At 65.8% G+C, this 22,936-nt stretch carries 13 protein-coding genes; 10 read left to right on the top strand and 3 right to left on the bottom strand.

Features of this window, described 5'->3' with window-relative positions:
* Positions 1-65: 65 nt before the first annotated feature.
* The 7 genes from DVS29_RS30705 (at position 66) to DVS29_RS30675 (ending at position 13,211) form a co-directional block, all read left to right on the top strand.
* Positions 66-665 carry a LysE family translocator gene (locus tag DVS29_RS30705; RefSeq protein ID WP_118184292.1) on the top strand — a complete coding sequence of 200 codons (600 nt, stop codon included), beginning with the start codon at positions 66-68 and terminating at the stop codon, positions 663-665.
* 96 nt (positions 666-761) lie between these two features.
* Positions 762-1,025, top strand: a complete 264-nt coding sequence (locus DVS29_RS30700) for a cupin domain-containing protein (RefSeq protein WP_118184291.1) — start codon at positions 762-764, stop codon at positions 1,023-1,025.
* Positions 1,026-1,302: 277 nt separating this feature from the next.
* Entirely contained in the window at positions 1,303-6,441 is a 5,139-nt protein-coding gene (locus DVS29_RS30695) for a response regulator (RefSeq protein ID WP_118184303.1), read from the top strand.
* Between the two features lie 490 nt (positions 6,442-6,931).
* On the top strand, positions 6,932-7,975 hold the full coding sequence (locus DVS29_RS30690) for a glycosyltransferase family 2 protein (RefSeq protein ID WP_118184290.1): 1,044 nt from the start codon (positions 6,932-6,934) through the stop codon (positions 7,973-7,975).
* A 515-nt stretch (positions 7,976-8,490) separates the two neighbouring features.
* Positions 8,491-9,693, top strand: coding sequence for a DegT/DnrJ/EryC1/StrS family aminotransferase (locus DVS29_RS30685; protein WP_118184289.1), 1,203 nt, complete (start codon positions 8,491-8,493; stop codon positions 9,691-9,693).
* A 425-nt stretch (positions 9,694-10,118) separates the two neighbouring features.
* Entirely contained in the window at positions 10,119-11,957 is a 1,839-nt protein-coding gene (locus tag DVS29_RS30680; RefSeq protein WP_118184288.1) for an IlvD/Edd family dehydratase, read from the top strand.
* A gap of 57 nt (positions 11,958-12,014) precedes the next feature.
* Positions 12,015-13,211, top strand: a complete 1,197-nt coding sequence (locus DVS29_RS30675; protein WP_118184287.1) for a fumarylacetoacetate hydrolase family protein — start codon at positions 12,015-12,017, stop codon at positions 13,209-13,211.
* 84 nt (positions 13,212-13,295) lie between these two features.
* Here DVS29_RS30675 and bamA read toward each other — a convergent pair whose 3' ends face one another.
* Entirely contained in the window at positions 13,296-15,611 is a 2,316-nt protein-coding gene (gene bamA, locus DVS29_RS30670; protein ID WP_118184286.1) for an outer membrane protein assembly factor BamA, read from the bottom strand.
* Between the two features lie 96 nt (positions 15,612-15,707).
* Positions 15,708-16,103 (bottom strand): hypothetical protein, encoded by a 396-nt coding sequence (locus DVS29_RS30665; protein ID WP_118184302.1) that lies wholly within the window; start codon positions 16,101-16,103, stop codon positions 15,708-15,710.
* A 388-nt stretch (positions 16,104-16,491) separates the two neighbouring features.
* Here DVS29_RS30665 and DVS29_RS30660 point away from each other — a divergent pair, with 388 nt between their 5' ends.
* Positions 16,492-17,826, top strand: a complete 1,335-nt coding sequence (locus DVS29_RS30660) for an ATP-grasp domain-containing protein (protein ID WP_124800738.1) — start codon at positions 16,492-16,494, stop codon at positions 17,824-17,826.
* A gap of 19 nt (positions 17,827-17,845) precedes the next feature.
* On the opposite strand, the gene DVS29_RS30655 is transcribed toward DVS29_RS30660, so the two are convergent.
* Positions 17,846-20,215 carry a tetratricopeptide repeat protein gene (locus DVS29_RS30655; RefSeq protein ID WP_118184284.1) on the bottom strand — a complete coding sequence of 790 codons (2,370 nt, stop codon included), beginning with the start codon at positions 20,213-20,215 and terminating at the stop codon, positions 17,846-17,848.
* A 453-nt stretch (positions 20,216-20,668) separates the two neighbouring features.
* Here DVS29_RS30655 and DVS29_RS30650 point away from each other — a divergent pair, with 453 nt between their 5' ends.
* Complete coding sequence (locus DVS29_RS30650; protein ID WP_118184283.1) at positions 20,669-22,153, top strand: YihY/virulence factor BrkB family protein; 1,485 nt, start codon at positions 20,669-20,671, stop codon at positions 22,151-22,153.
* 342 nt (positions 22,154-22,495) lie between these two features.
* Positions 22,496-22,936 (top strand): porin (locus DVS29_RS38010; protein ID WP_240655869.1); only part of this gene is annotated, 441 nt, incomplete at its 3' end.

Genomic DNA, 22,936 nt, shown 5'->3' with positions numbered 1-22,936 from the left:
CCGCGTCGACACGAACGTATGTTAGAAAGGCATCTGTCGATTGCCTTTCCATTCTTGCTTCCGTCATGTTTGCGTCCTCCAGCGTCACCCTGTTCGCGCTCGGCGTCGCGCTCGTGCTGATCATGCCGGGCCCGACCAACACACTGCTCGCCACCGCCGGCTTCGAGTACGGGCTCAAGCGCTGGTCGCGCTTCACCGCCGCCGAGCTGGCCGGCTACTTCGTTTCCATCACGCTGTGGGGCTGCTTCCTCGGCCGGGCCGCGGCCACGCTGCCGTGGCTGCCGTCCACGGTGCGCCTCGCGAGTAGCGTCTACATGGCGTATCTCGCGATCCGCATGTGGCGCGTCGCGCTCGCGCTGCCCACGTCGGGACAAAAAGCGATCGGGCTGCGCACGCTGCTGCTCGCCACGCTGCTCAATCCGAAAGCGATCCTGTTCGCCGGCGGGATCTTTCCCGCCGCCGCGTTCGCGAGCGTCACGGCCTGGTGTGCGGCGATGGCGATCTTCACGTTGCTGCTGGTGCCGTGCGCGTTCGTGTGGATCGCGTTCGGCGCGGGTCTCGGCAGCGGCCGGCTGCGCTGGGTGAACCCGGTGCAGGTGCAGCGCGGCGCGTCGATCGTGCTCGGCATGTTCTCGATGTCGCTCGCCTGGACCGCGCTGCACTGAACGCACTGAGCGCGCGCTACGTGTGGCGACCCACGAGCCGCACGCGTCCGATCGGCGGTACGATGCCGGATGGCCCAACCACACGGAGCAGCCGCCATGGACCGCGACGCATTCATCGACATCCTGAAGCAGGAAGGTTTCGCGGACATCACGACCGTCACGCGCGAACCCGGCGTCATGGACGTGCATGAGCATCCGTTCGAAGCCAAGGCGCTGATCCTCGACGGCGACATTCTGCTGACCTGCGGCGGCGCCGAGCGGCGTTACGAGGTCGGCGACGTGTTCCATCTGCCAGCTGGCACGCCACATGCTGAGCGCTACGGCGCGAACGGCGTCCAGTATCTCGTCGGCAGAAAGTAACCGGGGTTCACTTCCCCCGCAGAGTCCTCTCCGCCTGATGCCCGGACGGCGATCCGCCACGCTCGTGGCCGCGCCGGCGCGAAGCGCTGGACGCCCCGATCGCGCGCCTCGGTAGCCATCACTCCGCCTCACCCGTTACGCTTGCGCACGTTGGCCGGTTCGCGCGGGAACGCTGCCCCGTGCGAGAATGACGACGCTGCCGGACCCGCGTTCGCAGGGCACCGGCGCCGCTGCCAGCGTCATGCCGGACGCGGGCTGCGAGGAGGAGTTCGCGTCAATGACAATGGACAACATGACAAGCGACATCGCAGGCCATAGCGGCAGTCCGGCGCCACTCGCGTTTCTCGCGGGCGGCGGCGAAATGGGCGCGCTGATCCGGGCGCACGCATGGGCGGACACCCGGCTCGGGCCGCCCGAAGGCTGGCCGCCGGCGCTCAAGATCGCACTGCGGATCCTGCTGACGTCGCGTCAGCCATTCTGGATCGGCTGGGGCGAAGAACTGGCGTTCTTCTACAACGACGCGTACCGGTCGATCGTCGGCGGCAAGCATCCGGCCGCGCTCGGCCAGCCCACCTCGGTCGTGTGGCGCGAGATCTGGAGCGACGTCGAGCCTCGACTGAAGACCGCGCTCACCGGCATCGAAGGCACCTACGACGAGCAGAAGCTCCTGATCATGGAGCGCAACGGCTTCCCGGAAGAAACCTACTACACGTTCTCGTACAGCCCGATCCCGAACGACGACGGCAGCCCCGGCGGCATCATCTGCGCGAACAGCGACGAGACCGCGCGCGTGGTCGGCGAGCGGCAGCTGCAACTGCTGCGCGAACTCGCGGCCACCACCGGCGACGCCCGCACCTGGCGCGAGGCCTGCGAACTGAGCGTGCACGCGCTGCGGTCCAGTTCGCGCGATCTGCCGTTCGCGCTGCTGTATGTTGCCGAACCCGGCGAGGCGGCGCTGACGCTCGTCGAGGCGGCCGGCATCGAGCCCGGCCATCCGGCCGCGCCGCGCACTATCGGTTTGGATTCAGCGCTGAATCACGCGACGGCTCATGCAGCTCATGCTGCCGCCCTTCCTGCAGGCAACGGCACGACGCAAGCCACACACGCCGCGCACGGCTCGATATGGCCCGTCGCCGAAGCATTGCGCACGCAGACCGCGCAGTTCGTCGACGACCTGCCGGGGCGCTTCGGCGCGCCGCTGCCGAGCGGTCCCTGGTCGCTCGAACCGCTGCAGGCGATGGTACTGCCGGTGCCCGCGGCCGGCGAAGCCGCGCGCAGTGCGGTGCTGGTCGTCGCGCTGAACCGCTTCCGGTTGCTCGACGACCCGTATCGCGCGTTCCTGAATCTCGTCGCCGGGCAGATCGGCGCGGCGATCGGCTATGCGCAGGCGTACGAGGAAGAGCGGCGCCGCGCCGAAGCGCTCGCCGACATCGACCGCGCGAAGACCACGTTCTTCTCGAACATCAGCCACGAGTTCCGCACGCCGCTCACGCTGATGCTCGGTCCGCTCGAAGAGCTGCTGTCGAAGACGCCCGCCGGCGACGATGACGGCAAGCTCGTCGAGATCGCACATCGCAACGGGCTACGTCTCCTGAAGCTCGTCAACGCGCTGCTGGACTTCTCGCGGCTCGAAGCGGGGCGCCTGCAGCTCGATCCGAAACCGACCGATATCGCCGCGTTCACCGCCGAACTCGCGTCGATCTTCCGCTCGGCGATCGAAACGGCCGGGCTCACGCTCGTCGTCGACGTGCCGGCGCGGCCGCTCGCCGTCCAGCTCGATCGCGACATGTGGGAAAAGGTCGTGATGAACCTGCTGTCGAACGCGTTCAAGTTCACGTTCTCGGGCTCGATCGAGGTGAGCGTGACCGAGCTCGACGATCGCAGCGTCGAGATCGGCATCGCCGATACTGGCATCGGCATTCCGGCGGACGAGATTCCGCGGCTTTTCGAGCGCTTCCATCGGGTGGCGGGCGCGCCGGGCCGTTCGGTCGAAGGCAGCGGCATCGGGCTCGCGATGGTGCAGGAGCTGGTCAAGCTGCACGGCGGCTTCGTGACGGTGGAGAGCCAGCCAGGTGCCGGCAGCCGGTTCGCGGTCGTGCTGCCGGCGTCGCAGCGCGCGGATGACGGTACGAATAGCGGTGCGCCCGGCAGCACGGCGCGCGCATCTGCCGATGATCTCGCGCCGATCGAAACCAGCCGCCACGCGCATGCGTACGTGGACGCGGCGTTGCGCTGGGTGCCGGAGTCCGTCGATCCGCTCGACAGCCTCGACACCGACGATGCGATCGACCGCATCGCCACGGACGATGCCGACGCGCCAGCGGGCACGCACGGCGCCCTCCGCCAGGCGGGGACGCGCGCGCATCTGCTCATCGTCGACGACAACGCCGATCTGCGCGACTACATGTACCGCATCCTCCACGCCGCGGGCTATGCGGTGAGCGTCGCCGGCGACGGCCAGACGGCGCTCGTCGCGGCGCGCGAACTGTGCCCGGACCTGATCCTGTCGGACGTGATGATGCCGGTGCTCGACGGCTTCGGTCTGCTGCGCGAACTGCGCGCCGACCCGGAGCTGTGCGAGACGCCGGTGCTGCTGCTGTCGGCCCGCGCCGGCGAGGAAGCGCGCGTGGGCGGTCTCGAATCCGGCGCCGACGACTATCTGACCAAACCGTTCTCGGCGCGCGAACTGCTCGCCCGCGTGGCGAGCAACCTGCTGCTCGCGAACCTGCGGCGCGCGACCGAGCGCAACCTGCGCGACGAATCGCGCACGCTCGAAATCCTCAATCGCGTCGGCATGGCGGTGTCGGCGGAACTCGATCTGAGCCGCGCCGTGCAGACCGTGACCGATGCCGCCACGGAACTGACGGGCGCCGCGTTCGGCTCGTTCTTCTACAACGTGCTCGACGAGGACGGCGGCAAATACACGCTGTACACGCTATCGGGCGTGCCGAAGGACACCTTCGACGCATTCCCGATGCCGCGCAACACTGCGGTGTTCGGGCCGACCTTCGCGGGCGAAGGCATCGTGCGCTCCGACGACATCACGAAAGACCCGCGCTACGGCCGGAACGCGCCGCACTACGGCATGCCGAAGGGCCACCTGCCGGTCGTCAGCTATCTCGCGGCGCCGGTCGTGTCGCGCACGGGCGAAGTGCTGGGCGGCCTCTTCTTCGGCCACCCGCGGCCGGGCATGTTCGACGAACGCGCCGAGCGCATCATCACGGGCATCGCCGCGCAGGCGGCCACCGCGATCGACAACGCGCGCCTCTACCAGGCCGCGCAGACCGAGATCGGCGAGCGCACGAAAGCGCAGCACGCGCTTGCCGATCTGAACGAAACGCTCGAGCGTCGCGTCGCGGAAACGATCGCCGATCGCGACCGGCTGTGGGAGTTGAGCGAAGACTTGCTGACGATCGCCGGATTCGACGGTTCGCTGCAACGCGTGAGCCCGTCGTGGACGCGCGTGCTCGGCCATCAGCGCGCGACGCTGCTCGCGCAGTCGTTCTTCGATCTGATTCATCCGGACGACGTGCGCCGCGTGAAGGATCAGCTGGAGCGGCTGCGGCGCACCGGCATGCCGGTCCAGACCGAAAACCGTCTGCGCCGCAGCGACGGCGGCTGGCGCTGGATCGCGTGGACGCTTGCGCTCGATCCCGACACGCCGCGCATGCACGGCATCGGCCGCGACGTGACGACCGACCGCGAAACCACCGAGGCGCTGCGCAAGGCCGAGGAAGCGCTGCGGATGGCGCAGAAGATGGAAGCGATCGGCAAGCTGACGGGCGGCGTCGCGCACGACTTCAACAACCTGCTGCAGGTGATCGGCGGCAATCTGCAACTGCTCGCGAAAGACGTCGCCGGACAGGACAAGCCCGAGCAGCGCGTACGCAACGCGCTCGCCGGCGTATCGCGCGGCGCGAACCTCGCATCACAGCTGCTCGCGTTCGGCCGGCGTCAGCCGCTCGCGCCGAAGGTGGTGAATCTCGGCCGCTTCATCCGCGGCCTCGACGACATGTTCCGCCGCGCGCTCGGCGACGGCGTCGAAGTGGAGACGATCGTGTCGGGCGGTCTCTGGAACACGCTCGTCGATCCGTTCCAGGTGGAGAACGCGCTGCTCAATCTCGCGATCAACGCGCGCGACGCGATGACCGGACACGGCAAGCTGACCATCGAAGCCGGCAACGCATCGCTCGACGACGCCTACGCGCAGCGCAATGGCGACGTTGCGCCGGGGCAATACGTGATGGTCGCGGTGACCGACACCGGCGCGGGCATGACGCCGGAAGTGATGGAGCGGGCCTTCGAGCCGTTCTTCACGACCAAGCCCGAAAGCCAGGGCACCGGGCTCGGCCTGAGCATGGTGTACGGCTTCGTGCGGCAATCGGGCGGCCACGTGAAGATCTACAGCGAACCCGGTCACGGCACGACGATCCGGCTGTACCTGCCGCGCGTGCGCGAGGAAGAAGACCTCGAGATGGAAGTCGACGCGGGCCCCGCGCATGGCGGCAGCGAAACGGTGCTCGTCGTGGAGGACGACGAGGAAGTGCGCGGCACGGTCGTCGAGATGCTGTCCGATCTCGGTTATCACGTGCTGAAGGCGAAGAATGCGCAGAGCGCGCTCGCGATTGTCGAGAGCGGCGTGCCGATCCATCTGCTGTTCACCGACGTCGTGATGCCGGGACCGTTGCGCAGCCCCGAACTCGCGCGCAAGACGCGCGAGCGGCTGCCGTCGATCGCCGTGCTGTTCACATCGGGCTACACCGATAACGCGATCGTCCACTCAGGACGGCTCGACGAAGGCATCGAGCTGCTCAGCAAGCCCTATACGCAGGAAGCGCTCGCACGCAAGGTGCGGCACGTACTGCGCAGCCAGGCGCTGCTCAACTCGCTCACGGAGGCGCCGGCCGCACGCGACGTCGAACCGGAGGCGTTCACTGCGCCGCCTGCGGACGATGCGCAGCGCGCTCCGGTGTCGGGATCATCCGCTTCGTCAGCTGACGCACCGCCGGACGATCCCGCGGCCGCGCCTGCCGCCGGCACGGGCAACGATGCGGGTACCGGACCGCACGTGCTGTACGTCGAAGACGACGAACTGGTGCGAGAGAGCACGACAGAATTGCTCCGCGCGTATGGGCTGAACATCTGGGAAGCCAGCGATGCGGCCACGACGCAACGGCTCCTCGCCGAGCAGCACATCGACGTGCTGCTGACCGACGTCGGTCTGGGCGGTCTTTCCGGCATCGATCTCGCGATCGATGCGTGCGAGCGCTACCCGCATCTGCGTGTGGTGTTTCTGTCGGGCTACGACCTCGCGCTGACGCCGGCGCAACGCGAACGTCTGCCGAACGCGATTGCGCTGCGCAAACCGTACGATCCCGACGCGCTGATCGAACGCCTCCGGCAATTGACCGTCTGATCGCGCTGCACAGCGTTCCGCCCGCGTTGAGTTTAAGCACCGAAAACTCAACGCGCGAGCGCATTTTCAGCGGCTTCGTACGCTGGCAAACATAGCGTTATCTGCGCGCGCAATGCCGCATTTTCCGGCCTTTGTCCATTCGCAAAATGCTGTTGGCGCTGAGTGTGGCACCGCACAAACCGACCGTTTGGCGTGTCTCACATTTCACTTACGCGCATTGCTGTGAGTGCGCTGGAAAGACCCAAAGCCGCTCGATTGCGGATGCATTCCGGAACGCGTTGCGACGTCATGTGCCGATGACGCGCACTGCGAGCGGTTCGGCCGGGGCTCACGATTCAGCGGGTCGGCTTTCCGTATCAAACCGTTGCGAGGCGACCAGCTTCCCCTCTTCGACCTGTGGTGCATCCGCGTTGGCTGGCGGTGTCGAAGCGCGGCGAACGGACCGGACCGTCCCTCGCAATTTCAACTATTAATATTAAGGATAGCGAACATGGTATCCGGTAGAGACGAGGGTACGAATCCCGTATTGTCCGTGGTGGTGATGTGCTACAACCACGAGGACTTCATCGGCGAATGCCTGCAGAGCATCGTCACGCAGGAGCTCGACGTGCCGTTCGAGATCATCGTCGGCGACGACGGCTCGAAGGATCAATCCGTCGCCATCGTCGAAGCCTACCAGGGGCATTACCCCGGTCTGGTCAGGCTCGTGAGGCACCCCGCCAATATCGGCTATTCGCGCAATCTGGCGGACCTGATCGCGGCGGTCCGCGGCGACTTCATCGCGTATATCGACGGCGACGACCTGATGCTGCCCGGCAAGCTCACGCGGCAGCTCGCGCTGCTGCGCGCGCAGCCCGAGCTGGGCATGGTGGTTCACAAGATGCGCACGGTGGACTGGCGCAGCAAGGAGCCGGTCGATTTTCCCCTCGCCCGCGCGAAGCCGGCCGTCTTCGACGCGGAGTATCTGATTGAGCACGGTCCGTTTTTCTTCGGCAGTTCGGCGATGTTCCGCAGCGATCTGCGCCGGCGCTACCCGGTCGACACGACACTCAAGATCGTCGCCGACGTCGCGAACCTGACGCAGTCGCTGTACGGATCGAAGGCGCGCTATCTCGACGAGGAATATGGCCTCTATCGCGTGAACCCGAAGGGCTTCACGTCGACCATCATCAAGAACCCCGCGAAGCACGAGACGCACGTGAGCGACATGATGCACACGTACGTGATCGCGGAAGCGCTCGGCATGGACAAGGCGCTCGTGGACCGCGCGCGCGCCACGCTCTATCTGCGCTCGGCCATCATGTTTCTCGAAGCCGGCGACTACGCGGAATTCAGGCGCTATATCCAGACGAGCATGCGCTACAGCCGCATCGGCGCGAAGCAGGCATGGTTGCATGCGATGCACCGTCAACCCGCGGTGCTGCGCTCGCTCTACGCACTCGCGAAACAGCTGGCCAACCGCGCGCGCGCGACGCATCGCGCAACCCATCCGCCTGGCGCCGCGGGCAGCCTGCAGCCGCTGCAGCGCGAATAGCGCTGCCGGCGCGCGGCGCGCGAACGGTTCACGCAGGCGTCGAGCTTTCAGCAAGCCTCCGAGCTTTCAGCGAGCTTCGAGCAGGTTTCAACCTTGAGACATGCAAGCGCTTGTTGCAGAGGTAACAAAGCTTGTCGGTTTGCGAATGATCGGCCGAATGTGGCCGATCCCGTTAACCCAACCGTGTCGTTCGCGCGGTATCGCGGCACGCGCCGCAACGCCCCGTCACAAGGGCACAGGTAGCTAAAAGCGAAGTCGGATCTCGTTTGAAACACGCCCAGCGAAGCCTTCGCGGCGCGCTGCGTTTTAACGAATGCGTCACGCTGTACCCGCCAGATCATGAGTGCGAAACCGTACAGTTGGTCCCCTTACACGCCGCCACACTGGCCCGAGGACTGAAGCGCGTACGGATCGGCAACCAGCAGACGGGGCGGAACACGCAAAGCGCGAAGCAGAACGAAGTCCGACAACGATGAGCATCCCGCAAGGCGGGCAATCGACGGAGACCCCGTACCATGGCAATCAACGTTACCAGGCCGTTTGTACCCGCGATCGAAAAATACACGGAGCTGCTCGAAGGCATCTTCTCCCGTCAGCTGTTGACCAACAATGGTCCGCTCGTCACGCAGCTGGAAGCGCAGCTCAAGGAATGGCTCGAGGTCGATCGCGTGAGCTACGTCGCGAACGGTACGATCGCGCTGCAGATGGCGATGCGCGCGCTCGAACTGAAGGGCGACGTGATCACCACCCCGTTCAGCTTCGTCGCGACGACGTCGAGCATCGTGTGGGAAGGTTGCCGTCCGGTGATGGCCGACATCGATCCGCACACGCTCAATATCGATCCCGAGCAGATCCGCCGCGCGATCACGCGCGACACGACCGGCATTCTCGCGACGCACGTGTACGGCAATCCGTGCGACGTCGACGCGATCGAGGAGATCGCGAACGAGTACGGCCTCAAGGTGATCTACGACGCGGCGCACGCGTTCGGCACTACCGTCAACGGCCGGTCGATCTTCTCGTACGGCGACATCGCCGCGACGAGCTTCCACGCGACCAAGCTGTTTCACACGGTTGAAGGCGGCGCGGTGTTCGCGCGCGATCCGATCGTGCACGATCTGCTGATCGCGATGCGCAACTTCGGCATCGTCGGCGACCAGATCACGTGTGTCGGGATCAACGGCAAGAACTCGGAGTTCCACGCGGCGATGGGCATCGCGAATCTCGCGAGCATCGACGAGATTCTCGCGAGCCGCAAGGCGCTGTCCGAGCGCTACGACGAACGGCTCGAAGGCACCGGCCTGCGGCGCCCGCTGATCCATCCGGACTGCCAGTACAACCACGCGTACTATCCGGTGATCTTCGACAGCGAAGCGACGCTGCTGCGCGTGCGCGATGCACTGCAGCGCGAGGAAGTGTTCCCGCGGCGCTACTTCTACCCGTCGCTGTCCACGCTCGATTACGTGGACCAGCAGTACACGCCAGTCGCGAACGACATTGCGTGCCGCGTGCTCGCGCTGCCGCTCTACTTCGGCCTGCCGTACGAGGATCTCGATCGCATCGCGCGGATCGTCGCGCGCGAATGCATGCCGCGCGCGGTCTCGATCGCGAAGATCCTGCGCCCGCAGCCGGCGATCGTCGACGTGCCGTTCATGAGCACGCCGAGCGCGAACGGCGTCGATCCGACGGTGACGGGCACGGGTCTGCAGAGCGCCTGATACGACGCTGACGCGACAACGGCGCGAATGCGGCTGGCGGGCCGCATTCGCGCCGTTTGCTTTTGGCGTGGCGTGCGGGTTCTTCCGCGAGTTTTTGCCGATGTCCGCGTGAGAATACCGTGCAGGATTGCTGATTACATCAAGGTATCCAAACGTGCTGTAGCGTGCCGATGATCAGACGCGACAAAGCCTTTCTGCCGAAATTTGTCTGCGCAACTAAAATCGTCGACACGCACGCTGTCGTTTCGCGCCAGATGCAATGCTTCACTCAGTCGCCCAGCCGCTCGACATGACGCGATGCCATTGCGGCGCCGCATCAATGTTCGATGCGTCCTCTGCCGTCCGAATGGCTGCGTCACATGACTGGAAGCGGTACCCTTGCGGGTGTGCCGTGAAGTCCGTGTTCCTCCCAGCCCAACGCCACCATGACCAACAACGCCGACCATCCCCACTCCGCCAATGCTTCCGCCAGCCAGGCCACGGGCTCGCGCGCGGGCTCACATCTACGCAGCCGCCGCTGGTTCGACAATCCCGCCGACCCCGGCATGACCGCGCTCTATATCGAGCGCTACATGAACTTCGGCATCACGCGCGAAGAACTCCAGTCCGGCAAGCCGATCATCGGTATCGCGCAGACGGGCTCCGACCTCGCGCCCTGCAACCGGCATCACATCCAGCTCGCGGATCGCGTGCGCGACGGCATCCGCGATGCCGGCGGCATACCGCTCGAATTTCCGGTGCACCCGATCCAGGAAACCGGCAAGCGCCCCACCGCGGCGCTCGACCGCAATCTCGCGTATCTCGGGCTGGTCGAGATCCTGCATGGCTATCCGCTCGACGGCGTGGTGCTGACCACCGGCTGCGACAAGACCACGCCCGCGTGCCTGATGGCCGCGGCCACGGTCAACATTCCGTCGATCGTGCTGTCGGGCGGACCGATGCTCGACGGCTGGTGGCTCGGCAAGCTCGCCGGCTCCGGCACGGTGGTGTGGGATGCGCGCAAGCGACTCGCGGCCGGCGACATCGGCTACGACGAGTTCATGGACATGGTCGCGTCGTCGGCGCCGTCGGCGGGACACTGCAACACGATGGGCACTGCGCTGTCGATGAACTCGCTCGCCGAAGCGCTCGGCATGTCGCTGCCGGGCTGCGCGGCGATCCCGGCGCCGCATCGCGAGCGCGGCTGGTCGGCGTATCGCACGGGGCAGCGCATCGTCGGCATGGTGCACGAAAACCTGCGCCCGTCCGACGTGATGACGAAAGCCGCGTTCGAAAACGCGGTGGTCGCGGCGGCGGCGCTCGGCGCATCGTCGAACTGTCCGATCCATATGGTCGCGATCGCGCGCCACATGGGCGTCGATCACTCGCTCGACGACTGGCAGCGGCTCGGCCCCGACGTGCCGCTGCTGGTGGACTGCCAGCCGGCCGGACGCTTCCTCGGCGAGGCGTTCCATCGCGCGGGCGGCGTGCCGGCGGTGATGAAAGAGCTACTTGCGGCGGGCAAGCTGAACGGCAACGTGCGCACCGTCACGGGCCGCACGCTCGCCGAAGATCTCGCCGACGTGCCGGAGCCGGACCACGAAGTGATCCGCGAGTACGCGAGACCATTGAAGGCGGCGGCAGGCTACGTCGTGATGTCGGGCAACCTGTTCGACAGCGCGGTGATGAAGATCAGCGTGATCGACGAAGCATTCCGCAAGCGCTTTCTCACCGACCCGCAGCATCCGGACGTGTTCGAGGGCAAGGCGATCGTGTTCGAAGGCCCGGAGGACTATCACGCGCGCATCGAGGACCCGGCGCTGGGCGTCGACGAACGCTCGGTGCTCGTGATCCGCAACTGCGGGCCGGTCGGCTATCCGGGCGGCGCGGAAGTGGTCAACATGCAGCCGCCGGCCGAACTGATCAAGCGCGGCATCGATACGCTGCCCACCATCGGCGATGGCCGCCAGAGCGGCACGTCCGCGAGTCCGTCGATTCTCAACGTGTCGCCGGAAGCCGCGGTGGGCGGCGGTCTTGCACTGCTCGCCACGGGCGACCGGATCCGCATCGATCTGCACGCGCGCAAGGTCGACGTGCTGATCGACGACGCGGAACTCGCGCGCCGGCGCGCGGCATGGAAGCCGCCGGTACTGCAGCACCAGACGCCTTGGGAAGAGATCTCGCGCAGCATGGTGGGCCAGCACGGCACGGGCGCCTGCCTCGAACCCGCCACGCTCTATCTCAACGTGATAGAAACGCGCGGCGAAGCGCGCAACAACCACTGAACGCGGCAAGCTCGCACACTCTGCGAGCCGAACCCTAAAAACAAAGGAGGAGCCTTCATGTCGTTGCCGTTTCCTGATGCGTACCTGCCGTCCGATCTCGACGACGCGCTGCTGATCGGGCGCGTGTGGCGCCCCGCGCCGGTCGACGGGCCATCCGTCGTCGTCGTGCGACGCGGCGAAGTCGTCGACATCACCGCCGCTGTGCCCACCACGGCTGATCTGTTCGATCGCGACGACGCGGTCGAACTCGCGCGTCACGCGCCGGGCGAATCGCTCGGCCGCGTCGATGCGTTGCTGAAGGCGTCGTTCGATCCCGCAGCGCGAGCGGCCGCGGCGGAGGCGCCCACCTTGCTCGCGCCGTGCGACGTGCAGCCGATCAAGGCGTGCGGCGTCACGTTCGCGGTCAGCCTGCTCGAACGCGTGATCGAAGAACACGCGGGCGGCGATGCGAGCAAGGCCGAAGAGACCCGCGCGATGATCCATCAGCTGATCGGCGAGGACCTGTCGAAGATCCAGCCCGGCTCGGAATCCGCCGCAAAGCTGAAGGCGGAACTGGAACGCCGCGGCGCGTGGTCGCAGTACATGGAAGTGGGCATCGGCCCGGACGCCGAGGTGTTCTCGAAGTCCCAGCCGATGTCGTCGGTGGGTTTCGGCGCGGACGTCGGGCTGTATCCCACGTCGAAGTGGAACAACCCCGAGCCGGAAATCGTGCTCGCGGTGAACAGCGCGGGACGCATCGTCGGCGCGACGCTCGGCAACGACGTCAATCTGCGCGACATCGAAGGCCGCTCGGCGCTGCTGCTCGGCAAGGCGAAGGACAACAACGGTTCATGCGCGATCGGCCCGTTCGTGCGCCTGTTCGACGGGCAGTTCACGCTGGATACCGTGCGCGAGGCGAGCGTGTCGCTGCGCATCGACGGCATCGACGATGGCTTCGTGCTGGACGGCGTGAGCCATATGCGTGAAATCAGCCGGGATCCGGAAGACCTCGTCGCACAGACCTGCGGCGCGCATCACCAGTATCCGGACGGCTTCATGCTGTTTCTCGGCACGATGTTCTCGCCGATCAAGGATCGCGACACGGTGGGCGGCGGCTTCACGCACCACCTGGGCGACGTCGTGACGATCTCGACGCCTGCGCTGGGCGCGCTCGTCAACACGGTGCGGCTATCCACGACGATCGCGCCGTGGACCTTCGGCGTGCGCGCGCTGTACCGCAACCTGGCGGCACGAGGGCTGTCCGGCGGGGCATGAAAGCAGATGGGCCGCTTGCGCGGCCCATACAAAACAGCGGAAACGAAGCGAACCGGCGCGTAACGCGCCAGCCCGCGTGCGTCGTCAGAACGCGGTACCGATCTGGAACTGGAACTTCTGGTACTGGTCGCCCGCGTGCTTGACGAGCGGCAGGCCGAAGTCGAGCTTGAGCGGGCCGATCGGCGAGATCCACTCGAGACCCACACCGTAGCCGTAACGCAGGCCGTTCGCGCCGGTACTGTCGCCTTCCGAGCCCCAGACGTTACCGCCGTCGAAGAACGTGAAGACGCGCAGCGTGCGGTCGTAGCCGGTGCCCGGCAGCGGGAACGTCAGTTCGATGTTGCCGACGAGCAGCTTCGAGCCGCCGATCGGGTCGTTGGTCGTCACGTCGCGCGGACCGAGCGAGCTCGGTTCATAGCCACGCACCGAGCCGATACCGCCCGCGTAGTAGTTCTTGAAGATCGGGTACGGCTTGCCGCTCAGACCGTTGCCGTAGCCGCCCTGGAAGTTCAGCCCCAGCACGAAGCCGCGCGCGAACGAGTAGTAGTACTGCGCCTGGACGTCGGTCTTGTAGTACGTCGTCGTCGCGATCGGCGTGCCGTATTCGGCATTCGCCTGCACGTAGTAGCCGCGGCTCGGCACCAGCACGCTGTCGCGATTGTCGCGCGACCAGCCGACCGTCACCGGCACGTTGTTCGACACGCGGCCGAAGTCCGTCACGTAGTCCTTGTAGCTCTGCGGCGTCGTCGCGTCCACGTCGAGACGGTTCTGCTCGAGGCCGAGACCGAAGTACACCATGTCGGCTTCCGAGAACGGAATGCCGAACTTCGTGTCCGCGCCCATCGTGATGATGCGGAAGCTCGTGTCGTTGACGCTCGAGTAGTACAGCGGCTCGCTCGTGCGGTAGTAGACGTCGGTGATGCGCTTGATGCCGTCGATCGTGAAGTACGGATCGACCTGGGTAACCGTCAGCGTGCGGAACGTCGTCGACGTGTTCACGTTCAGCGACAGGCTCGTACCCGAGCCGAACACGTTGTCCTGCGACACGCCGGCCGACACGATCGGGCCTTCGCCGGAACCGTAACCGAGACCCAGCGACAGCGTACCCGTCGGCTTCTCGGTCACCTTCACGTCGATGTCGACCTGGTCGGGCGTGCCTTCCACCGGCACCGTCGTCACGTCCACATCGGTGAAGTAGCCGAGGCGGTTGATCCGGTCTTTCGACAGCGCGAGGCGGCCCGAATCGAACCACGAGCTTTCCAGCTGGCGCATTTCGCGGCGCACCACTTCGTCGCGCGTCTTCGTGTTGCCTTCGATGTTCACGCGCCGCACGTAAACGCGGCGGCTCGGGTCCACATTCAGCGTCAGGTCGACCTTGTGATGCTCCTGGTCGATCTGCGGCACGGCGTTCACCGTCGCGAATGCGTAGCCGTATTCGCCGAGCTTGTCGACGATCGCCTTCGTGGTGGCCTGCAGCTTTTCGGCGGAGAAGCGGTCGCCTGCCTTGATCTTGACGAGCTTGCTCAGCTCGGCTTCGCGATCGAGCAGATTGCCCGCGAGCTTGATGCTCGAAATCGTGTACGGCTGCCCTTCATGCACCGTGATCGTCAGGTACATGTCCTTCTTGTCGGGCGACAGCTGCACCTGGGTCGACTCGATGTTGAATTCGAGGTAGCCGCGATTCAGGTAGTAGTTGCGGACGTTTTCGAGGTCGCCCGTCAGCTTGTCCTTCGAATACAGGTCGTTCTTCGTGTACCACGAGAACCAGTTCGGCGTGGACAGCTGCATCTCGTCGCGCAGCGTACCGTCGCTGAACACGTGATTGCCGATGAAGTTGACCTGGCGGATCTTCGCGCTCGGGCCTTCCACCACCGAGAACAGCACGCCGACGCGATTGCGGTCGAGCGGCGAAATCGTGGTGGTGACTTCAGCCGCGTAGAAACCGCGCGTCAGGTACTGGCGTTTCAGTTCCTGTTCGGCCTTGTCGATCAACGCCTTATCGTAGTAACGGCCCGGCGACAGCCCGACGCTGTTCAGCGCCTTCGTGAGCGCGTCCTTCTCGAATTCGTGGATACCGGCGAAATCGATCGTGCCGATCGCCGGCCGCTCTTCGACCTTGACGATCACGACGTTGCCTTCGGTCGACACGTTCACGTCGTTGAAGAAGCCCGTCGCGTAGAGCTTGCGGATGACCTCGGAGGCCTTGTCGTCGTCGAAGGTGTCGCCCTGCTTGATCGGCAGGTAGGAGAACACGGTGCCGGGCTCGATGCGCTGCAGCCCTTCGACGCGGATGTCACTGATCGTGAACGGCGTGATCGCGTAGGCGGAAATCGTCGTTGCGCCTAGACCGATGGCCGCCAGCGCTTGCGCACAGCGGGCCGCTGAAAATTGAAACTTCATGTGGGATAAACGGCAAGAAACACGTACATGCAGGCCGCCGCCGCATCCAGTCCCAGCGAACGCCCGCGGCAGGCGGATGAAGTCAAACGGTTAGGTCTACTGCAACTGGAGGCCAGACAGGTCACCAGGCTTTGCAAGCCCGGTAGCGAGCGCCAGCACCTCCGTCATATGAATAGCCTGCGAACGATGGACCCTGAACGCCAACTCCGCGCCGCCCGGCAGGCGGTAGGTGAATACGAGGTGCGTTCCGTCCTTGTCCTTGCCAATTTCCCACGCTTCGCAAGGCATCGCAAACTTCTTGCTGTGCTTTTTGTTGCGGATGCGTTCCGACCAGCCTATCGCGTTCGACAGCGCGGCGAGCATCTGGTGCATCACCGAGCAGTGGACAGCGATCGCCCCTGGTTGATTGCTGTTCAACATCAGGTACTCACCGTCTTCCGTCATCTCGAAGCCATGAACCGCGTTGATTGCGAGTGCTGTGGGCGGCGACATGTGGTGCTCCGAAACGCAAAACAATGGGCGAGTATAGCTCGCCGTAATCGCATCGTGCTGCATACAAGTTGCCGCATGTTACTTCCTATTGATCGTACGTTCAACGATTTTTTGCAGATACTGTGTAATATACATGAAAGATTCGAGTTGCGAAATTGCCTGTGTTTTTGGCCTGTTCGTCAATATTCGTGGGCATTTCCGAGATAATTACAAAATCCATACGATCACCTGCCGGATCGAGCGCCAGGATTGAAAATCGCCTCCGAACCGAGCATGCTTGATCGTTTCGCCGCGCGCATCGATTCGCGCGGTAATGCACTCGAAACCGGGCTTTCAGCTGGGTTTACGACCGGGCTTTCAACCGCGCCTTCACGGTGCCGATACCAACATGCCTCCTCCATTCGGGCCCACTCCATCCATCGAAGCGTTTCCCGCCGAGCCGTCGGCGCACCTCACGCTTGCCGCCGAACGCGAAGCTGCCGGCGATGCACTCGGCGCGCTTGCGCACCGCCTCGCGGCGCAGGCGCTGGAGTCATACGCGAACGGTGCGGGCATCGAGGCCGCGCAACCGCTGCTCACTGTCGGCACCGGCTATTTCATGAAGGGCGAGCACGACACCGCGCGACGCTGGTACGCGCTCGCGCTGTCGATCGACCCGTCGCTCGCCGCCGCATGGCAGAACCTCGCGGCGATCCATGCGGACGCGCATCGCGACGACGAAGCGGCGCACTGCCGCGACGAGGCGTACCGGATCCAGCGCGTGTTCGTCGAATCCGCGTACGCTGACGCGCGCCGCGTGCTGGTGCTGTGCGCGGGCCGCGCGGCGGGCAACGTGCCGTTCGAGCTGTTGTTGCCCACGGCACGATTCACCCGCATCAAATATGCGTTCGACTACGGCAGCGCGACCGAAGACGCGCAGTTGCCCGCCGCCGACGTCGTGTTCAACGCGATCGGCGAACCGGACATCGCCGCGCCCTACGACGAACGGCTGACCCGCTATGGCGCGCAGTGCGCGCAGCCGCTGCTGAATCCGCAGGAACAGGTTGCACGCACCCGCCGCGACCGGCTGCCCGCATTGCTGGATGGCATCGAAAACGTGACGACCGCGCAGTGCGTGCGGCTCGACGATGCATCGATCGCGTCACCTTCAGCGTCAGCGCGGTTGCCCGTGCTCGCGCGCCCCGCCGCGAGTCATGGCGGACTCGGCGTCGTGCGCTGCGAGACCGCGAGCGAACTCGCGGAAGCACTCGCGGCATCCACCGGCCCGCAGTATCTGACGGCGTTCCACGACTGCCGCTCGGCGGACGGCCACTATCGCAAGTACCGCGTCGTGTTCGTCGACCGGCAGCCGTACCCGTACCATCTCGCAGTCTCGCCGCACTGGATGGTTCACTACTTCTCGGCGGACATGGAACGCAATGCGTGGAAGCTCGACGAGGAGCACCGCTTCCTGCGCGACCCGACGGAAGCGCTCGGCGAACGCGCGATGACCGCGATCGCGGCGATTGGCGCACGGCTCGATCTGGACTACGCGGGAATCGATTTCACGCTGCTGCCCGATGGGCGCGTGTTCGTGTTCGAAGGGAACGCGACGATGCTCGTGCATCGCGAACGCGCGGACGGCGTGCTCGCGCACAAGAACGACTACGTGCAGCGCATTGCCGATGCGTTCGGGCGCCTGGTGGAGCGGAAAGCGGCTGCGGCACGCAATCAGCGCGCGTAGCCAATCTGGCGGCTGACGATCAGCTGCCCGCGCACCATTCCCGCCACATCTGCCGATACGCCGCTTCGACGTTGCGCGCGAAACGCGCGCCATCCATCAGCGGCGAACGCTGCATCCGTTCGCGCAGCGACGCGCGCAGCGTGGCCAGCGCCGGCAGATCGCTCGCGAGCTGCACGGCAATGCGCACGAATGCGTCGTCCGAATCGGCGGCCAGCTCGATCAACCCGAGGTTGTGCAGCTGGCTGAGTCCGCCGCGCGCCACCGCCGTCGTGCCGACGCGCGTCACGACCGGCACGCCCATCCAGTAAGAATCGAGACTCGTCGTATGGCCGTTGTACGGCACCGCGTCGAGGCCGATATCGATGTGGTGATAGGTGTGCAGATAGTTCTCGCGCGGCCGGAACGGCATGAACGTCACGCGTTCGGCCGCGATGCCTTGCGCGTCGAGTCGGCGCGCGAGCCGGATGCGCGCTTCGCCTTCGGGCGCGAGCAGCACGAGCCGTGCTTCCGGCAACGCGCGCAGCACCGGCGACCACAGCGCGAACGTGCGGTCCGTGAGCTTGCAGGTGTTGTTGAGGCAACCGAACGTCAGATAGCCGTTGCGCGTGGCAGGCAGCGCGTCGACGGCGGGCGTGTCGGTCAGCGGGTCGTAGCACCAGAACGAATCGGGCAGCCGCAGCGTGCGTTCGCTGTAAAAGGTATCGTTCGATGGCGGATCGAGCCGCGGATCGGTGAGGCGGTAGTCGATCGCACCGAGTCCCGTCGTGCCGGGATAGGCGAGCCACGCCGCCTGCACCGGCGCGGGTTTACGCGCGAACGTCAGCGGCCGGCCATCGGCCATGTGCATCGTCAGGTCGACGAGGATATCGATGCCGTCCGCGCGGATCGCGTCGGCGAGCTGCCGGTCGTCGAGCGCATGGACTTCCTTCCACACGTCCGCGTGTGACGCGAGTTGCCGTGTCGTGTCGTCGGGCCGTTCGACAGTCGAATAACAGACGATCTCGAACGCCGCCCGATCGTGATGCGACAGCAGCGGCATCAAGAACAGCGCCTGGCAATGCTCGCGAAAATCCGGCGACACGTAACCGATCTTCAGGCGCTGCGCACTCGCCGCCTCGCCCTGCCCGCGCACGTGCGGAACGCGCGCGGCGCGCAGCGGCGCTTCGTGCTGCGCGGCCCAGCGGCGCGCTTCATCGAGGACGGCAGCCGGGTCGTCCGTCTGGAAGCTCAGCGCATAGACGAGATTGCTGTGCGCGACCACGTTGTGCGGATCGCATGCCACGGCACGCCGGTAGCAGTCGACGCACTCGTCGAGCGCGCCGATGTCCTTCATCACGTTGCCGAGATTGTTGTACGACGCCGAGTGCGCCGGATCGAACGAGAGCGCCGCGCGAAAGTACCCGGCCGCTTCGTCCATTCGATGCAGCGAGCGCATCAGGTTGCCGGCGTTGCTGTACGCATCGACGAAACCGGGCCGCGCGGCGATCGCGGCTTCGAACGCTTCGGCGGCGGCCTTGTATTCGCCAAGCGCCTTGCATACGTTGCCGAGATTGTTGAGCGCGTCCGCATGGCGCGCATCGAGCGCAAGCGCATTGCGATACTGAAGCTGCGCCTCGCGATACTGGCCGGTTGCATGGAACGTGTTGCCGAGGTTGTACGCGGCCTGCGGGAACTGCGGATCGAGCTCGAGCACGCGTTCGAGCATCACGACCGCTTCTTCGAAATGCCGCTGCTCGGACAGCGCGACGCCCAGATTCAGCAGACACACCGGCGAATCCGGCGCGGCGCCGATCGCGTCGTAGAGCAGGTCGATTGCTTCGGCGCCGCGGCCGGCGGCCTGCGCGAGCGTGCCGAGATTGGTCAGCGCGTGCGCGTTCTCCGGCTGCATCTCCAGCACGCGGCGATAGGCCGCTTCGGCCGCGCCGGTGTTGCCGAGCCGCCGGTGACAGTTGCCGAGATTGTTCAGCGCGTCGACCTGCGCTGGCTCAAGCGCCACCGCGGATTCGTACGCGGCGATCGCCTGGCGCAGGTCGCCTTTCGCTTCGAACGCGAGCGCAAGCGCGAACCACACATCCGCGGAGACCGTGTCCGGCGCGAGCAGCGTGCGGTACATCTCGATGGCTTCGTCGAAGCGGGACAGCGCCGCGAGCACCTGGGCGCGCGCGAACCGGTAGCGCGCATGATGCGGCGCCAGCTTCACCGCGCGGTCGAGCCGCGCGAGCGAGGCCTCGTAGCGCCCTTCCTGAAGATCGAGCACCGCGAGTCGAAAAAGCGCGTCGTCGTGAGCGGGCTCGTCTGCGAGCACTGCTTCGTAGAGACTGCGCGCCGCGGCGAGGTCGCCGGCAAGGTGCCGCTCTTTTGCCAGCGCAAGTCGTTGATCCGTGTGCATCCCAAGGAGCCTGGCTTGTACCGCGTTCATCGGATTCGGCCTGCCTGTGCAACGCGGGGCGGACGCTCGTTCCGCACCTGCGAGCGGTTCGATCGTAAGGCATTCGGCGCTCGCGAGGCAATGCGCGGACTGCCGCGCGCATGCCTCGCGCATGCCTCGCGCATGCCTCGCGCATGCCTCGCGCATGCCTCGCGCATGCTGCACGCTGCCTCGCGAGTGCCGCATCGCTGCAAGCGTAGCGGGCTCGACGGCAACGCAGTTTACGAAGATGTCACCGGAAATTACCGGTCGCGACGCGCGGGGTACGTTCGCCTCGACGGCCGGACGTTGCCCGCGCTACGGCCTTCGCGGGACGTTCGAGCGATGCGGACACACTGGCATGCGGCTCGCTTGCTATAGTGAATCGACACACGTGGTCCGCCGCCGCAGCTTCACGACAGGAAAACGCCCATCATGGACATGATCTCCTCCGACAAGCTACAGACCGCCGCCCGCCACCAGGCCTCCTGGGCCGCCGGTGCGCTGAAGCAGTTCGCCGCCAACCGATGCCCCGCGATGGCGGCCAGCATTGCGTTCTACGCCGCGTTCTCGCTTGCGCCGACGCTCGTGATGGTGATCGCGGTCGCCGGCTGGTTCTTCGGCGCCGACGCGGCGCGCGGCGAGCTCTATAGCGAAGTGCACAAGGTGCTCGGCGACGAAGCAGCGGCCGGCGTGACGACGATCGTCCAGAACGCGCACAACAGCGGTGCGACCGGCGGCATCGCGGCGATCGTGTCGTTCGTGATGCTCGCGATCGGCGCGTCCGCAACCTTCTCGTCGCTGAACAGCGCGCTCAACATCGTGTGGCCGTCGGTGGCGCCGCGTTCGTCGAGCGTGATGGCGCTCGTGCGGGTGCGGCTCGTGTCGTTCGGGCTGGTGCTCGGCGTCGCGTTCCTGCTGATCGTGTCGCTCGTGCTCGACACCGCGATCACGTTCATCGGCAACTGGATCTGGGGCAACTCGCCCTATGTGCTGATCGGCGACCTGATGCAGCTGGCGGTCGGCGTGCTGGTGCTCGCCGTCGCCTTCGCGGGGCTGCTCAAGTTCCTGCCAGATGCGCCGGTGCGCTGGCGCGATGCGCTTGTCGGCGGGGTGGTCGCGGCCGTGCTGTTTTCGGTCGGCAAAAAGCTCTTCGCGCTCTATCTCGCGCATGCGGGCATGGCCAATTCGTTCGGCGCGGCCGGCTCGCTTGCGGTGCTGATGATGTGGCTGTATTTCTCGGCGCTCGTGCTGCTGCTCGCGGCTGAGTTTTCCGCGGCGCGCGGGCGGCTGCACGATCCGCGCGGCAAATGGGGGCTCACCGATGCAGCGCCGCCGCCCGGCAGCCGCGCGAAGCTGGCTTCGGTCATCGCGTCGGCTACCACGCGGAGGGCGACCAACGGCATGGCCGGTACCCAGCTGGATGGCGTGGTCTCGAGCGGTGTTGCGGCCGAGCCTGGGGCCGAGTCTGGTGCGGTAACCAGCGGCAATGCGGCTGGGGCATCAGCGTCGAGCCTCGTGGCTTCATCGTCGACGGCTGCAAACAGCGCAAAGGCAGGCGGCCGCAGCGCCGGCGGTCTCGCCGCTGCGAGCTTCGCGGCGTTGCGCCGCCGCCATCCGCTGACCTTTCTCAGAGCGCCCGGTGCAGCCTCGGCCACCGCTGCGAGCCGTCCGCGCGTGACCGCGGCGCGCGTGGGACGCACGATCGTGCGCGCCGAAGCGCAGGCCACGAAGACCGCCGCGGCCGCCATCGTCGGCGCCGGGCGCCGGGCCGCCGCAGCGGACCGCTACGTGAAGCAGCACCCGTGGAGTTCCGTGTTGATGGCGGCCGGCGTCGCGCTCGCGGTCACCCACGTGGCCGGACGGATCACCGGCGGTCATGGCGGCGACGCCGCGGCGGCCGCCAACGACGATTGCTGAGCGAATCCCGCGCGTCATCCGGCGCTTCAATCAACGCGTCGGAATGCCCCGCAATCTGTCCCAAACTTCACACGGATTGCCCGATTTTCTTACACGAAACTTTCATATGTCGCCTATTGACAAATAGGCGACGCGTTTGACTTCAACCAAAACAACAATAATGCGCGGTCAACGGATCAATATTGCGGATCGCGCAATATTTCCTAAAAACCAAGGAATTCAAGGGTTTCGGCTTACTGTCACTTTTTGGCGACACACAATTTTTTTCAGTTCTTACGCCCCGACCCGGTGCGTTATTCTCCACTCCGCAACAACGAAACCAATCATCGCGTGGAGAAATGGATGAAACGAATCGCACTGTCGACCCTCTCGCTCGCCCTGCTGGGCGCAGCCGGCGCAGCGCACGCTCAAAGCAGCGTAACGCTCTACGGCGTGCTCGATAACTCGATCCAGTATGTGTCGAACGTTGGCGGCCATAGCCTGTGGAACATGGCAGCGGGCAACCTGCAAGGTAACCGCTTCGGCCTGAAGGGCACCGAAGATCTGGGTGGCGGCCTGAAGGCAATCTTCCAGCTGGAAAACGGTTTCAATCCGAACACGGGTAGCCTCGGTCAAGGCGGCCGTATGTTCGGTCGTCAAGCCTACGTCGGCCTGTCGGGCGACCAGTGGGGTACGGTCACCCTGGGTCGTCAGTACGACCCGGTCGTCGACCTGGTCCAGCCGCTGACGGCTGACAACTACTGGGGCAGCACGTTCACGACCGCTGGCGACGTTGACAACAAC

The organism is Paraburkholderia phosphatilytica (genome assembly GCF_003443895.1).
Classification (GTDB): domain Bacteria; phylum Pseudomonadota; class Gammaproteobacteria; order Burkholderiales; family Burkholderiaceae; genus Paraburkholderia; species Paraburkholderia phosphatilytica.
Note: the sequence above shows the minus strand (reverse complement) of the source record. Positions and strands in the feature narration are given on the sequence as shown.